The organism is Mucilaginibacter achroorhodeus, assembly GCF_007846095.1.
GTDB lineage: Bacteria > Bacteroidota > Bacteroidia > Sphingobacteriales > Sphingobacteriaceae > Mucilaginibacter > Mucilaginibacter achroorhodeus.
In genome coordinates this window covers 360853-376557 of record NZ_VOEI01000002.1, presented here as the reverse complement: position 1 = coordinate 376557, position 15705 = coordinate 360853, and the positions used below count along the sequence as shown (strand labels likewise).

General features: G+C 41.2%; 13 protein-coding genes. 8 read left to right on the top strand and 5 right to left on the bottom strand.

Annotation, left to right across the window (positions count from 1 at the left end; all coding sequences use genetic code 11):
• The first annotated feature begins 117 nt into the window (after positions 1–117).
• The 3 genes from gatB (at position 118) to FPZ42_RS07570 (ending at position 3498) form a co-directional block, all read left to right on the top strand.
• A complete protein-coding gene (gatB, locus tag FPZ42_RS07580; protein WP_146269970.1) occupies positions 118–1587 on the top strand; it encodes an Asp-tRNA(Asn)/Glu-tRNA(Gln) amidotransferase subunit GatB in 1470 nt (489 codons plus the stop codon).
• A 4-nt stretch (positions 1588–1591) separates the two neighbouring features.
• Entirely contained in the window at positions 1592–2704 is a 1113-nt protein-coding gene (locus tag FPZ42_RS19445) for a TlpA disulfide reductase family protein (protein WP_146269968.1), read from the top strand.
• A 104-nt stretch (positions 2705–2808) separates the two neighbouring features.
• Positions 2809–3498 carry a response regulator transcription factor gene (locus FPZ42_RS07570; RefSeq protein ID WP_095704744.1) on the top strand — a complete coding sequence of 230 codons (690 nt, stop codon included), beginning with the start codon at positions 2809–2811 and terminating at the stop codon, positions 3496–3498.
• 42 nt (positions 3499–3540) lie between these two features.
• Here FPZ42_RS07570 and FPZ42_RS07565 read toward each other — a convergent pair whose 3' ends face one another.
• Positions 3541–4095 carry a hypothetical protein gene (locus FPZ42_RS07565; RefSeq protein ID WP_146269966.1) on the bottom strand — a complete coding sequence of 185 codons (555 nt, stop codon included), beginning with the start codon at positions 4093–4095 and terminating at the stop codon, positions 3541–3543.
• A 134-nt stretch (positions 4096–4229) separates the two neighbouring features.
• On the opposite strand from FPZ42_RS07565, the gene FPZ42_RS07560 reads away from it, so the two are divergent.
• Positions 4230–4949, top strand: a complete 720-nt coding sequence (locus FPZ42_RS07560; protein ID WP_146269964.1) for an RluA family pseudouridine synthase — start codon at positions 4230–4232, stop codon at positions 4947–4949.
• Between the two features lie 38 nt (positions 4950–4987).
• Here FPZ42_RS07560 and FPZ42_RS07555 read toward each other — a convergent pair whose 3' ends face one another.
• Positions 4988–5236 (bottom strand): hypothetical protein, encoded by a 249-nt coding sequence (locus FPZ42_RS07555; protein WP_146269962.1) that lies wholly within the window; start codon positions 5234–5236, stop codon positions 4988–4990.
• Between the two features lie 219 nt (positions 5237–5455).
• On the opposite strand from FPZ42_RS07555, the gene FPZ42_RS07550 reads away from it, so the two are divergent.
• The gene (locus FPZ42_RS07550; protein ID WP_146269960.1) at positions 5456–6880 is read left to right on the top strand and encodes a tetratricopeptide repeat protein; all 1425 of its coding nucleotides are present in this window, start codon (positions 5456–5458) and stop codon (positions 6878–6880) included.
• Between the two features lie 2 nt (positions 6881–6882).
• On the opposite strand, the gene FPZ42_RS07545 is transcribed toward FPZ42_RS07550, so the two are convergent.
• Both FPZ42_RS07545 and FPZ42_RS07540 read right to left on the bottom strand, forming a co-directional pair.
• A complete protein-coding gene (locus tag FPZ42_RS07545) occupies positions 6883–7320 on the bottom strand; it encodes an RrF2 family transcriptional regulator (RefSeq protein ID WP_146269958.1) in 438 nt (145 codons plus the stop codon).
• 66 nt (positions 7321–7386) lie between these two features.
• Positions 7387–7668, bottom strand: coding sequence for a SelT/SelW/SelH family protein (locus tag FPZ42_RS07540; RefSeq protein ID WP_146269956.1), 282 nt, complete (start codon positions 7666–7668; stop codon positions 7387–7389).
• Positions 7669–7773: 105 nt separating this feature from the next.
• Between FPZ42_RS07540 and FPZ42_RS07535 the strand changes: the two genes are divergently transcribed.
• Positions 7774–9405, top strand: coding sequence for a carboxylesterase/lipase family protein (locus FPZ42_RS07535; RefSeq protein WP_146269954.1), 1632 nt, complete (start codon positions 7774–7776; stop codon positions 9403–9405).
• A 128-nt stretch (positions 9406–9533) separates the two neighbouring features.
• Here FPZ42_RS07535 and lpdA read toward each other — a convergent pair whose 3' ends face one another.
• Positions 9534–10922: a dihydrolipoyl dehydrogenase gene (lpdA, locus tag FPZ42_RS07530; protein ID WP_146269952.1), complete on the bottom strand. Its 1389-nt coding sequence runs from the start codon at positions 10920–10922 to the stop codon at positions 9534–9536.
• Between the two features lie 334 nt (positions 10923–11256).
• On the opposite strand from lpdA, the gene FPZ42_RS07525 reads away from it, so the two are divergent.
• Both FPZ42_RS07525 and FPZ42_RS07520 read left to right on the top strand, forming a co-directional pair.
• Positions 11257–14547, top strand: a complete 3291-nt coding sequence (locus FPZ42_RS07525) for a TonB-dependent receptor (RefSeq protein WP_146269950.1) — start codon at positions 11257–11259, stop codon at positions 14545–14547.
• A gap of 35 nt (positions 14548–14582) precedes the next feature.
• Positions 14583–15677 (top strand): NHL repeat-containing protein, encoded by a 1095-nt coding sequence (locus FPZ42_RS07520; RefSeq protein WP_222431551.1) that lies wholly within the window; start codon positions 14583–14585, stop codon positions 15675–15677.
• The last annotated feature ends 28 nt before the right edge of the window (positions 15678–15705 follow it).

Below are 15705 nucleotides of genomic sequence, written 5' to 3'. Positions count from 1 at the left end.
AGGTTTAAAAAATTGTTTGCCTAAGCCGTCATCATTTCAAAAAATGCAACCGAAAAATATAAATTAAACTATATTTGGCAGGCTTCATCAACGCCGGGATATAGTTTAAAAGAGTATATGACAGTTTCTGAAAGCAGCGTAAGCGATAAGTATGAACTGGTTGTCGGTTTAGAAGTACATGCGCAACTATCCACTTTAAGTAAAGCTTTTTCATCGGATTCAGCAGCATTTGGCGCCGATCCGAATCACCATGTAAGTGCTATATCATTAGGTCATCCGGGTACCTTACCACGTATAAATAAACGTATGGTAGAGTATGCTGTTAAAATGGGTCTTGCTTGTAACTGCAGCATCAATCTTAGTAACACTTTTGCCCGTAAGAATTATTTTTACGCCGATCTTCCTAAAGGTTTTCAAACTACGCAAGACCAGCAGCCAATTTGTTTGGGTGGTTTTATAAAGGTAAAACTGTCTGATGGCAGCACAAAAGATATCTCCATCCACCACATCCATATGGAAGATGATGCGGGTAAAAGTTCTCACGATCAACATGATGAATATTCCTTAATAGACCTGAACAGGGCAGGGGTACCGCTTTTAGAGATCGTGTCGCAGCCTGATATCCGCAGTGCCGAAGAAGCAGGGCAATTCCTTACGGAGGTGCGCCGTTTGCTGCGCTTCCTGCAAATATGTGATGGCAATATGGAAGAAGGCAGCATGCGTTGTGATGCCAATATTTCGGTTCGTTTAAAAGGCGCTACACAATATGGCAACCGTTGCGAGGTAAAAAACCTCAACTCGATACGTAATGTGCAGCGAGCTATCGAACACGAGTTTATCAGACAGATCAATGTGATTGAAGCGGGTGGTCATATTGATCAAAATACTTTGAATTTTGATGCCGATACTGGCGAAACATCAGTACTTCGCTCCAAAGAAATGGCAAATGATTACCGCTATTTCCCGGAACCGGATCTGCTGCCAATTCAAATAACACAAGAGCAACTTGCTAATATCCGTGCTGGTATGCCGGCATTGCCTAATCAGTTGTTTGAAAATTATACAAACGTCTTAGGCCTTTCTGATTACGATGCAGGCGTACTCACCGCCGAAAAGGAGTCTGCAGATTATTTTGAAGAATTGATAAAGCACACATCAAACTATAAATCTGCTGCTAACTGGATGATGGGTGCAGTGCGCTCGTATTTAAATGAAAACAACCTTTCTGCAGACAAACTGCAACTTAAACCTGCTGCCCTTGCCGGGTTGATCGCCTTGGTTGATGAGGGTAAGGTAAATAACACTATTGCTTCGCAAAAGATATTCCCTGAGTTGTTAAAAGGAGAAGATAAATCGGCAGCAGAGATAGCAAGTGCGCTTAACCTGTTAATCAGTAATGATAGCAATGAGGTTGAGGCTTTTATAAAAGCGGCAGTGGCAAAATATCCCGATAAAGTGAAAGAATACCAAAAGGGTAAGAAAGGCGTTTTAGGCTTGTTTATGGGCGAGATAATGAAAAGCTCAAAGGGTAAGATCGATCCTCAAAAAACCAATCAATTGTTGATCAAAGAATTAGAATCAAAATAACTGTATGAAGAAAATATTTGCTGCCTGTGCAGCCTCGGCCGTGGTGCTATTGATGGCCGCTTGTAAAGACAATAAGTCCTTTAACATTGAGGGTAATGTTGAACACGCTGATAAGGTTAAATATGTTTACCTGCTTAAGACCGATACCACCGGCATGAGTGTTATCGATTCTATAACTTTAAGCGGCGGCCAGTTTAAGTTTAAAGGCAGCGCACCTTACGAGAATTTATACAAACTACGTATGAATGGCGATATCTTTGATATTGTTGTTAAAAACGGTGACGACATTAAGTTTAAAACCGATTTGGCCGATTCCCTGCACAAATATGATGTAAAGGGTTCGGATGTATCTGAAAAGATCAAAGACTTCAACAACATCAGCAGCACCTACGGTGCAAAGAACAGCAAGCTGGCAGATGAATATAGTGCTAAGGCTGAGGCCTTGGGAAAAGAGTCTGATTCACTTATCAATGTTTACCGTCCGCTATTTCAAAAAAACATTGCCGATTACAGTGCAGAGGTGATGAAATTTGTGGAAGCCAACAAAGATAACCTTGCCGGTTTCTTTGCGGCTGCATCTTTAGACCGTTACAAGTACGAGCAGCAAATGGTTTCTTATGCTGATGAGATAAAAGATAAGTTTAAAGACAATCCAACGGTTCAGGCTTTTATCAAACAGATGGATCAAATAAAGCCTATTTCAATCGGCCATAAAGCACCTGAGTTTACTGTTAAAGGTATCGATGGGAAAGATATTAAGTTGAGCGATTTCAAGGGAAAATATGTGATGCTTGATTTCTGGGCATCATGGTGTGTGCCTTGCCGCCATGAAAATCCTAATGTTGTTAAGCAATATGCAGCTTTTCATCCAAAAGGCTTTAATATACTTGGGATATCTTTAGACACGGAAAAAGCCCCATGGGCAGCAGCTATCAAAGCAGATAAACTTACCTGGTCTCACGGTTCAGACCTTCAGCGGTTTGATGGCCCTACAGAGCATCTGTACCGTATTGAAGCCATACCATCAAACTTCATCATCGACCCTAATGGTGTTATTGTTGCTAAAAACATCACAGGCTCCGATCTTGAAGATTTTTTAAAGAAAACATTCAAATAGTCTCAACATAAGATTAACTAAGTGTTGCTGTTTACAATTTGTTAACATAGGATTAACCATTATCTTTAATTAAGGTTATACTTTTATACCAAAATTAAATATACATGAGCAGTTCAAGCAAACAGAAGATCTTAATTGTTGACGACGAACCGGATATTTTAGAGCTGATAGAATATAACCTTAAAAAAGAAGGTTATCAGGTATATTCTGCCCGTAACGGCCAGGAAGCCGTTGCCGAAGCTAAACGAACCCAACCCGATCTGATTGTATTGGATATAATGATGCCTAAAATGGATGGCATTGAGGCTTGCCGTATTATGCGTACCATGCCGGAGTTTAAAAATACCTTTATGGTATTCTTAACCGCTCGCAGTGAAGAGTATTCAGAAATTGCAGGCTTTAACGTAGGTGCTGATGACTATATAGCCAAGCCAATTAAGCCACGTGCATTAGTAAGCCGCATAAACGCTATACTGCGCCGTAACGCACCGCCAGAGGAAGTTACCGACAACAAACTGGAAATAGGCGACCTGGTTATAGACCGCGAAGCTTACCTGGTTTACAAAAAAGGCGAAAAGGTAGTATTGGCCAAAAAGGAGTTTGAACTATTATACCTTTTAGCATCAAAACCGGGCAAGGTTTACACCAGAGAGGTGATCCTGAAAAATATTTGGGAAGATTCTGTAGTAGTTACCAACCGTACCATAGATGTGCACGTACGCAAACTCCGCGAAAAGTTAGGAGATGATTGTGTATCTACGGTTAAAGGAGTAGGTTATAAATTTGAAGCATAAAAGATAAAGGCCCCAATAACTGGGGCCTTTATCTTTTAATGATTATGCACTTTTTGAAGCGCGTTTTGTAGCTGTTGTTTTTGCAGCTACGGATTTTTTGGCCGCTGTAGTTTCTTTCTTGGCTGTATCACCAGCCGCTTTAGCTTTAGTAGTAGCTTTTGCTTTTACTGCGGTAGCTTCTTTCTTAGCTTTATCAGAAACGTCCTTCGCTTTGGCTGCAACTTTAGATGCAGTGTCATTTGCAGATTTTTTAACATTTGCAGCAGCTGTTTTTGCTTTTGAGGTTACCTCTTTAGCTTTTTCAGTTGCCTTCTCTTTGATCTCACCGGCTTCTTTTTTAGCAGCAGCAGTAGTAGCTGAAGCTTTTTTTGCAATGGTTGTTTTGGTTGCCGAAGCTATGGCCTTAGCAGGGCTGGCTTTACGCTTAGTAGCTGTTTTTTTGGCAACAACCTTAGCTTTAAGATCATCAACTTTATCTGCCGCAGCTTCTTTTACATCCTCAGCTGTTTCTTTTGTGCCGTCCCAAAATTCTTCGATGGTTTCTTTTATCTTTTCGAAGAAGCCTTTTTCTTCAGGCTGTGTTTTTGATGTGCTCATAATGTTTCTCTTTTAGGTGTGATAGATGCCTTTTTAACATTGCTGTATAAGTTTTGTTTTCAGCTGATTGTGCAGGTTGCTGCACTACTTAAAACCCTAAGGAGTTTAACCTACAAAAGTGTACCTTTGCGGCAATGAAAGTTCCAAAGTTTGCAGACCTGATATTGTTTGAGGATGACGATCTGATAGTGGTTAATAAACCGCCTTTTATAGCATCGTTAGATGAGCGCGAAGGGGGGGAAATCAATATGCTGCGGCTTGCTAAACAGTATACCGATGATGCACAAATATGCCATCGTTTGGATAAGGAAACCTCGGGAGCGCTTATCATTGCTAAAAATCCTGAAGCATATCGTACAGTATCCATGCAGTTTGAGCGTCGTAAGGTAAAAAAGGTTTACCACGCTGTTATCGACGGAACGCATGTATTTGATGACCTTTTGGTTGATCTGCCGATATTGAATGTGGGTAAAAGCAGCGTTACCATTAGCAGGCAAGATGGTAAACGTGCCGAAACCTGGTTCAAATCATTACGATATTTTAAACACTATACTTTAGTAGAGTGTCGCCCTGTAACAGGCCGTATGCACCAGATACGCATACACCTGGCCACTCAACGCGCCTCAATAGCCGGTGACGACATGTACAAGGGCCAGCCGGTGTTTCTTTCTAAATTAAAACGCAAATATACTTTAGGTAAAGACCAGGAAGAACAACCGATTATGAAGCGTTTTGCCCTGCATGCTTATGAGGTGGCTTTTAAACTACCTTCTGGCGCAGATGTGAATATACACGCCCCTTATCCCAAAGATTTTGAGACACTATTAAAGCTGCTTGATAAATTCGACAGCTAAAAAATAAGCCCCATATTTTTATGGGGCTTATTTAAAGATTATCGTCTTGGATCTGGTGGCGTAGTATCCCTCTTAGCAGAAGAAGTAGTAAACCTTGGATCTGGTGGCGTAGTGTCTTTTTTGATCAACCTTGATGTTGTAAAGGTTGGATCTGGTGGCGTAGTATCCTTCTTTTTAGAAGCAATACCACTGTTAAAGCCCTGCTTGGCAGGTGCCATGTTGTCTTTTTGGCAAGAATAAATGCCAACTACAACAACGGCTAAAACAAGGTAAAAAATTTTTTTCATGTTGATATGGTTGTGTTATAAACGCAAAATTAAATTATTTCTTCGTTATACGAAAATTCAAAATTATAGGTTGCCTTTTGCTTAGTTTATTTGTTTTTACAAAAGGCAAACGTATTTTTATTGAAATTATAGTTGATGCTTAAAAGGCTTATTCTTCTTATCAGTTTTTGCACTTTCCCCTTTTTAATTACAACTGCAAGCGGGCGGCAGGATAATGCCATGCCTATACGCCAAAGGGCTATAAATAAGGATACACTAACTGATATTCTAAATCAGCAAGATGTATTACCCCAGCAAAAGCGACTAATTGCTTTTGTTAAATCAAGCATACAACAATCAGAACCTGCCAAACTAAATGATGTACAGGATACCTTAAGCCAGTATTTTGACCGCTTTAACTTTCCCGAAAAAAACATTTTCTTATTATTCGCAAAAAGCATGGCCTACAATAAACTCCATAACCTTAAACAGGCGGAGCTGGCGATGACCAAAGCGGTACAGGAGGCAGAAACCAAGAAACAAGATTACCTGATGTTTCAACTGCTAAGCCATCTTGGTTTTATACAAACAGATGAAGGTGATTACATTGGCGCTATCTATAATTATCGCTTAGCAACCATACGGGTACGTAAACTGAGAACTACGTTTAAGGATAACAGGAGGGAGGCATCACTAAATATAAACATCTCAGATCTTTATTATAAATCAGGCTTGTATCCGGAATCGCTCAATTATCTTAATAAGGCCTGGTTGCTTATACAAGGTGATACACTTGGCAGAAAGATGCTCTCGAGTGTTATCTTATATAATATCTCTGAGAATTATTTTAGAATGAATAAGCTTGATTCTTTAAAAGCTTATTATAAAAAGCTCCTTGCTCCTGAAAATAGAAATTACAAAATATTTACTTACCGTAAACGTGTAGAATATTACGTATCGCTGCTACAACATTGGTATGATATTGCCATAAAGCAGATCAAAGATCTTAAGGCAAATAAACAATACACTAACAGTGACCTGGAAGATCAGCGCCTTGCTGACGCCTATTACCAAGCCGGGCAATTAGATTCGTCTCGCACTATAGTTCAACGTTTATTAGAGGCAAATGGGGAAAACAACCACCCGGAGATAAAGCAGCATCTTTACGAACTGCTGGGACAAATTGCAGAGAAGCAGGAAGGTGCAAGTTTTGCTTCCGAGAACTTTAAAAAAGCCCTTGCCGAAGCGCGTGAATACAATACCCGATTAACGCAAGTGGGCAGTATATCATCTCAGATAAAGCTTGATGAGACTGAAAGCTCTTATAACCAGCGTGCTGCCATTTATGAAAGAGAGCGACTTTGGCTGATATTTATAGTGGTAGTCGCGGCATTAGTTATAATTGCCATTGCGCTAATATACCGCACGGTAAAACAAAAGCGCCATTACGAAAAATTGTTATTTGCCGCTAAAAAAGAAGAATTAGCCTTTATCAATTCGCACGAGGTGCGGAAACACTTGACTAACATCTTGGGTATCATCGATATCCTGAAGAACAGCGCGAACAAACCCGAGGATTACGAACAGGTTGAACCGTACCTGCAGGAGTCGGCTGCTAAATTGGATGAAGCTATCAAGAATATATCAGATAAACTGAATGATTGATATTACATTTTTACGATCAGCGAATTCTCTCGATCAATAATATCGGCAATGCTGGTTTCAGAGAGGATCTTCAAAGTGGCATCTCGTACATCGATAAATACATCACGTATACCGCATGTATGCTCCTGGTGACACTCATCACATTTGTGGTAAAAGTTTAAACTTGCGCAAGGCACCATGGCGATAGGGCCATCGGTAATACGCATAATACTTACAAGAAATATGTCTTTAGGAGATTTATTGAGACTGTAACCACCGCCTGCACCTTTTTTACTGTATAAATAACCAGCGTTTCGTAAGTCGAGCAGAATCTGTTCAAGAAATTTTTTAGGTATGCGCTCCATTTCTGCGATCTTAGAGATCTGCATAGGTGGTTTATCGATGTTCTTGCCCATCACCACTAAAGCTTTAATGGCGTATTTAGTCTTTTTGGATAGCATTTAATAAATATACAGCACAAATGTAAACAAACAAATTTGGACGACATAATATGCAGGCATAGTAATTTATTGCCCTCTATCGCTATGTCCAAGGCCCTTTTCAGGCGCCACTACATCACGCACCAATTGCTTCAATTCTTTTATCTCAGGGAAACGGCCCTGTTCCTTACGATCAAAAATTACATTTTCGTTAACACTTATATTGTACTTACCTGATGTTTCGCTCGGTTGCAGCGTTACTCCGTAAACATCATCTGTAAAAGTGGTTAGAAGTTCCTGGGCCATGTATGCAGCTCTCAACATCCAGTTACACTTTGGGCAATATTCGATCACTATTGTTGGTTTCATAGCTGTTTTAGATTAATTGTGTCACAAAGACATAATGATGTTTGATGCTGAATATATTTTAGCTACATTCAGCAATCCAACAATAACCAATTATAACATAAAACCATGAAAAAACTATTGTATCTGCTATTGCTGCAAAGTGCCTGCCTTGGGGCTTATGCACAAATGCAGGTTAAAACGGTTAACGGCACAGTTGAGGGCGTAACCGAAAAATCCGGGGTAAGCAGTTTTAAAGGAATACCATTTGCCCAGCCGCCGATAGGTGAACTAAGGTGGAAAGAACCTCAACCAGTAAATAACTGGACAGGCGTAAGAAAATGTGACGCATTTGGCTATAATGGCATGCAGAAAAAGGTATTCGGTGATATGGGTTTTCGCTCGGCTGGTATGAGCGAGGATTGTCTTTATCTTAATGTTTGGGTGCCTGCAGGCAAGCCTAAAGCTAAACTGCCCGTATTAGTTTACTTTTACGGTGGTGGTTTTGTAGCGGGAGATGGTTCAGAGGCGAGATACGATGGTGAAAGCATGGCCAAACGCGGTATAATTGCACTCACCGTAAACTACCGATTAGGTGTGTTTGGCTTTTTGGCACATCCTGAGCTGACCAAAGAATCAAAACATAATGCCTCCGGGAACTACGGACTTTTAGATCAAAACGCAGCGCTGCGTTGGGTACAGGCTAACATTGCAGCATTTGGCGGCGATCCTAAACGTGTTACTATAGCAGGTGAGTCGGCTGGCTCTATATCGGTATCGGCACAAATGGTTTCTTCTTTATCAAAAGATCTGATCAACGGAGCCATCGGTGAAAGCGGCGCCATGATCGCGCCAACGTTACCTGGCGTGCCACTTAAAGTTGCCGAAGAGAACGGTGTTAAATTTATGGGACAAGTTGGCGCCAAATCGCTTTCAGATCTGCGCGCAATACCTGCCGACCAGTTGCTTGAAATGGCATCAAAACCTGGTGTGCAAAATGTTGTAGCAGCGGCCATCGATGGATATTTTTTCACTAAAAAGCCAATTGAGACGTTGGAAGCGGGTGAGCAAGCTAAAGTGCCGCTTTTAGTAGGTTGGAATAACGCAGAAATACCTTACCAGGCATTGATGTGGGGCGAAGCACCTACGCCGGAAAATTATGCTAAAAAAGTCAAAAGCCTGTACGGTGAAAAAGCTGATGAGGTTTTGAAGCTATATCCCGGCAATACACAGAAGGAAGTAATTAAATCGGCTACAGAACTGGCCAGCGACCGCTTCATATCATATAGTACCTGGAAATGGGCTGATGCACATGCGGAAACAGGCGGCAAACCTGTTTATCGTTACCTGTTCTCTAAACCGCGCCCACCTATGACAGCTGCGATGGGTAATGCAAAACAAGGGCTTGCTGGTGGTATTATCAAAGATGAAGGCAAAAAGCCTGAAGCGCCCAAACAACCTGCTCCGTACAATGGTGCCGCACACGCTTCAGAAATAGAGTACGCGATGGGGAACCTCGCTACCAACAAAACTTACGCCTGGACACCCGAAGATTACAAAGTATCAGAAACAATGGAAAGCTATTTTGCTAATTTCATCAAAACCGGCAATCCTAATGGCAAGGGTTTGCCTAAATGGAATGCGAACATCAAAGGCAGCCCGGCATCATTTATTGACATCAACGTGATAGCAAAACCTGTTAAAGAAAGCGCGCAGGAAAAAGCCCGTTATACATTTTTAGATAAGGAATATACTAAGTAACCTTAAGAATTTAAAGTTTTAAAGCAGGCATTGTGTTATTCACATTGCCTGCTTTTTTGATGCAATGCCTTTAAAAAAGAAAAGCCTCCTTGTCAAACAAGGAGGCTTTAATATGTTGCACCATTCTATTACAAATGGATCACTTCTCCATATGCATCGGCCGCAGCTTCCATTACGGCTTCGCTCATTGTAGGGTGAGGGTGTACTGATTTGATGATCTCGTGACCGGTAGTTTCCAGTTTGCGGGCTGTAACAACCTCAGCGATCATTTCAGTAACGTTGTAGCCTATCATGTGCGCACCAAGGAACTCGCCATATTTAGCATCGAAGATAACTTTAACAAAGCCATCTTTAGCGCCAGCTGCGCTTGCTTTACCAGATGCCGAGAATGGGAATTTACCTACTTTTATCTCGTAACCCGCTTCTTTAGCCGCTTTTTCGGTATAGCCGACAGAAGCAACTTCAGGTGAGCAGTAAGTACAGCCAGGGATGTTATTATAATCTAAAGGTTCCGGGTGTTGACCGGCTATTTTCTCCACGCAGATGATACCTTCTGCCGATGCTACGTGTGCCAAAGCCTGGCCTTTTACAATATCACCGATAGCGTAAACACCATCGATGTTGGTTTTGTAGAAGTCATCAACCAAAACTTTGCCTTTATCAGTTTTAACGCCAACCTGCTCAAGGCCTATGCCTTCAATATTTGTAGAAATACCAACTGCCGATAATACAATCTCTGTTTCAAGAACTTCGTTACCGTTAGCGGTTTTTACATTTACACGGCAACCTTCGCCATTTGTATCAACCGACTCAACGGTAGAGCCTGTCATTACGTTAACGCCTTGTTTCTTTAGTGAACGCAAAAGTGCTTTAGACACTTCTTCATCCTCTAACGGAACGATATTATCAAGGTACTCAACTACGGTAACTTTGGTACCTATTGAGTTGTAGAAATATGCGAACTCGATACCAATTGCACCTGAACCTACTACAACCATTGATTTAGGCTGTTGTGGCAATACCATCGCCTGGCGGTAACCAATTACTTTTTTACCATCCTGTTTCAGATTAGGTAACTCGCGGGAGCGTCCGCCTGTAGCTATGATGATGTTTTTGGCTTTAAAGTCTTTAGTAGCTCCATCATTGCTTTTTACAGAAACGGTGTCTTTTGCTTTAAGTGTGCCAAAACCCATGATTACATCGATCTTATTCTTTTTCATCAGGAACTGAACACCTTTGCTCATGCCATCGGCAACACCACGACTACGTTTAATAACGGCTTCAAAATCAACTTCGCCGCCATTGGTTTTTATACCATAATCGGAGGCATGATTTAAATATTCAAAAACCTGGGCACTTTTTAACAAAGCCTTGGTAGGGATACAACCCCAGTTAAGGCAAATTCCCCCAAGTGATTCTTTTTCTACAATAGCGGTTTTTAAACCCAGTTGAGATGCGCGAATAGCAGCAACATAACCGCCCGGGCCCGAACCAACAACAATTAAATCGTAATCCATATTAGTATGTATCTTTTATGATTTTGGAATGCCAAAGCTAAATAAAACCTGCGTAATTGAAAAATTGCACTGCTTAGCTAATTGGCGGCGAAAATATAGGACTAATTGAGTAAATGATTAATATTTACTGAACAAAATGACTTTAGCAATGCAAACCTCATTCTAAAAGTTCATTAAATTTTCATTTTCTATTAAAATTGGGCGTAAAGTGTTGAAAAATATCCTTGTATTCTTAACATTAACTTAATATACTAACGTCCTTTGTTATTTATCTTTGCGGCATTAAATCACATATTGATTAATTCACTTAACGGTTAAACACAAAAAACAAAGTATGAGAAAACATTTACTTCTCGCAATTATGTTCTTGTTTGCTACTGTTGCCACTTTTGCACAGGTAACAACAAGTAGCATGTCGGGCACGGTGGTAGACGAAAAAGGCCTTCCACTTCCCGGAGTAACTGTACAGGCTCTTCATGGCCCTACAGGTACTAATTACGGAACTGTTACACGTGCCGATGGTAGGTACAACTTACCCAACCTACGTGTTGGTGGTCCGTACACAGTAAGTTTTAAATTCATCGGTTTCAACCCAAACACCCAGCAAAACATTACGCTTTCTTTGGGTCAGGAGTTTAAGATCGATGTTAAATTATTACCAACCAGCACACAGCTAAGCGAGGTTACTGTAACCAGCACGCAAAACAAGGTAATAAACAACTCACGTACCGGTTCCCAAGAGATCGTTACACGCGCACAGATCGATCGTTTACCAACCATCAGCAGGTCTATTTACGATTACACCAAATTAACACCAACCGCTAATACTAACGGTGCAGGTAACAGCTTTGGCGGTCGTAACGGTAATGGTAACAACTTAACTGTTGACGGTGCATTGTTTAACAACTCTTTCGGTCTATCGAACACATTAGGTGGCCAGGCAAACTCACAGCCTATTTCACTTGACGCGATTGAGCAGATCCAGGTTTCTGTGTCTCCGTTTGACGTAACCCAGGGTCGTTTCGCAGGTACAGGTATCAACACCGTAACCAAATCAGGTACTAACGAGTTTAAAGGTACTGCTTACACCTACATCCGTTCTGCAGGCTTGGTTGGTTTAAAAGCTATGACTGCCGAGGTTGCTAAGCCACAGATCAGCTACAACCAACGCGGTATCAGTTTAGGTGGCCCTATTATCAAAAATAAATTGTTCTTCTTTATCTCTGGTGAGCAAGAGCGTATTAAAGACCCTGCAACGGCCTATACAGCAGCACGTGCAGGTCAAAACTCTGGCGGTAGTATCTCGCAAGCATCTTATGATGATCTTACTACACTTAGCAACTTCTTAAAAACTAAGTACAATTATGATCCGGGAGCTTTTGAAAATTACCAATTGCGTACACAATCAGATAAGATCACCGCTAAATTGGATTGGAACATCGATAAAAACAACACTTTATCAGTGAAGTATTTTTATCTGAAATCTTTCCGTGATGTACCTCCAAGCAGCTCTGGTGCTCAAGGTAGTCGTAGCCCTGGCCTTACCGGCTTGCCGTTCTTCTCTTCTTACTATACTATCAATAACAACTTTAATATTGGTATAGTAGAGTTAAATACCCGCATTAGCGACAAGTTTGCCAACAAACTAACTTTAGGTTACCAGGCGCTACGCGATTTCCGTCAATCACCAGGTGGCGGCGCTTTCCCGTTGGTTGATATCTTGAACCCACAGGGTACAGGTACATTAACCTCATTTGGTTATGAGCCTTTCACTGCTAATAACTTGTTAAATACCGATACTTACCAATTGAGTGATAACTTTACCATATTTGCCGGTAAACACGAGATCAACATTGGTACGCAAAATGAGTTCAACAAATTTAAAAACGGCTTTGCACCTAATTACAACGGTTTATATCGCTTTAACAGCTTAGCAGATTTTTATGCGTCTGCTAATACTGGCGCTACAAATGCGGCACGTTATGCATACCAATATTCTGCTTTGGCTGATGGCTCGTTCCCGTTTGCTTATGTAAAAGCTTACACTATTGGTTTATATGTGCAGGATAAATGGCAGGTAAACGACAACTTTAAGTTGACTTACGGTTTACGTGCAGATCTTCCGGTTTATAACACCCAAAGCGATTTCAACTCAAATGCTGCTGCTTTAACAGGCTTTAGAGATGGCTACCAGGTTAATACCTCTCAGTATCCTAAAACCCGTGTTCAGCTTTCTCCACGTGTTGGTTACAACTGGGATGTTAATGGACAAGGTACCACTCAATTACGTGGTGGTGTTGGTATATTTACCGGTCCGGTACCTTATGTATACATCTCTAACCAGGCCAGCAACAACGGTGTTCAATTTGGTTCATATACCTTGGTACCTGGTCAGGCTGGTGTTACTGCCACAGATCCTCGTTTAGCCTTCAATCCTGATGTTAATGCAAACAGGCCACAGGGCGCTGCTGCAAACACTCAGTACAACCTGGCTATCAGCGATAAGAACTTCAAGTTCCCATCAAACTTCAGAGCAAACGTAGCGGTCGACCAAAAATTACCTTTCGGTTTCATCGGTACTTTAGAGGGTATTTACTCTAAAGATATCAATGCGGTTTATTACCAAAACGTTGCATTGCCATCAACCGGTACTGCGTTTGTTGGTAGCGATAACCGTGTGCGTTACAGCAATACAACTGTTTACCCTGCAATTACACTTGCTAATGGTGCCAACGGTAACACTGCTGCTAACCCTAACATTACTGACGCTATTTTGCTTAAGAATACCAATAAAGGTTATACTTATAGTATTACAGGTCAGTTACAACGCACCTTTAAAGAATTCTACTTCAGCTTAGCTTATACCTACTCTGATAGCCGTTCGGTTAATGATGGTGGTTCTATTGCACAATCAACCTGGAGAGACCGTTCAGTATCAGGTGACCCTAACGCTGATGTTACTTCTTATTCTAACTTCTATCAGCCAAACCGTATCATTGCATCAGCATCATACCGCAAGCAATACTTAAACCACTTAACAACTTCTGTTGGTTTAACTTACGAAGCTGCTAACAATGGTGTTGCTTCTTATGTATACAGCGGTGATGTTAACGGCGACGGACAAACCAGCAATGACCTGATCTACGTTCCTAAGAATGCTAATGATATTGTATTGGTGAAAGATAATGCATCAGATACCCGTACCATTGCTCAAACTTACGGTCAGTTAGATGCTTACATAAATCAAGATCCATACTTAAGCAAACGCAGAGGTAAATATGCTGAGCGTAATGGTTTAGTGTTACCTTACTTCCATTTGGTAAACTTTAACTTCACTCAGGATCTTTATCAAACAACCGGCAAGGTTAAAAACACACTACAGTTTGAATTCAACATCATCAACTTAGGTAACTTCCTAAACTCAGCATGGGGTAACTTCAAATTTGTAAACCGTACTACCTTGTTAACTTACAAAGGTGTTGATGCTGCAACCGGCAGACCTACTTACTCTTTCCCTTACTTTGACAACACTAACCAGATCCCTCTTACCAACTCATTTGGTAACGGTGTGTCTCAAGCGTCAAGATGGCAAGCTCAGATCGGTATCAGGTACATCTTTAATTAATCAAACCTTTGCTTAAGAAATAGATAATACAAATCATGAAAAGAAATAATTTCATCACTATAGCAAAAATGGCGGTTATTGCAGCAATACCTGCAATGGTTATGTCGTCTTGCAAGAAAAAAGATGCTGTTACTCCAGATCCAATACCTGTTACTACAACGGGTAAAGTATCTGCCGTAGCTGGTTCAGGTGCTGCTGGTTTTGCTAACGGTACTGCTGGTTCAGCAGTATTCAGCTACCCAACAGGTATCACAATCGATGCTTCCGGTAACAACCTTCTGGTTGCCGATCAGGCGAATAATCAGATCCGCAAGATCGTGATCAGTTCTGGTGCTACCACTACATTCTCTGGTTCAACTGTACAGGGAAGTACTAATGCATCAGCGGCTGGTGTAGTTGCAGCTTATAATAACCCAAGCGGTGTAGCTGTTGATGCTACAGGTAACACTTATGTTGCTGATTTTGCCAATAACCAGATCCGCAAAATTACAAGCGCAGGCGTTGTAAGTACTTTGGCTGGTTCAACAAGTTCTGGTAAAGTAGATGCAACCGGTACTACAGCAAGGTTCAACGGACCAGCAAGCGTAGCTGTAAACCCTTTAACAGGAGATGTTTATGTTGCTGAATATAACAATCATACTATCCGCAAAGTAACTTCAGCCGGTGTTGTAACAACTGTGGCAGGTAACGGTGCCGGGAAAGTAGACGCAACTGGTACTTCTGCGAAATTTAACGGCCCGCGTGGTATCGCTTTGAATACCGCTACAGGTGATATCTATGTAGCAGATGCACTTAACAACGTGATCCGCAAGGTAACTTCGGCAGGTGTTGTAACTACATTTGCAGGTAGTGGTAATATGGGTAATGCTGATGGTGCAGGTACTGCAGCTTCATTCAACCGCCCAACAGGTGTTGCCGTTGATGCAGCCGGTAATGTTTACGTTGCTGATACAAACAATAACCTCGTTCGTAAAATTACACCTGCTGGTACTGTAACTTCAGTTGCAGGCAGTGGTTATTTAAATTTGATAACTCCGTTTAACTCGCCGGTAGCGGTTGCTGTAGATGCAACAGGTACAATTTACGTAGCAAGTTCATTGGGTAACGTAATTCAAAAGATAACTCAATAATTATCAATCATTTGATAACTCAAAAGCC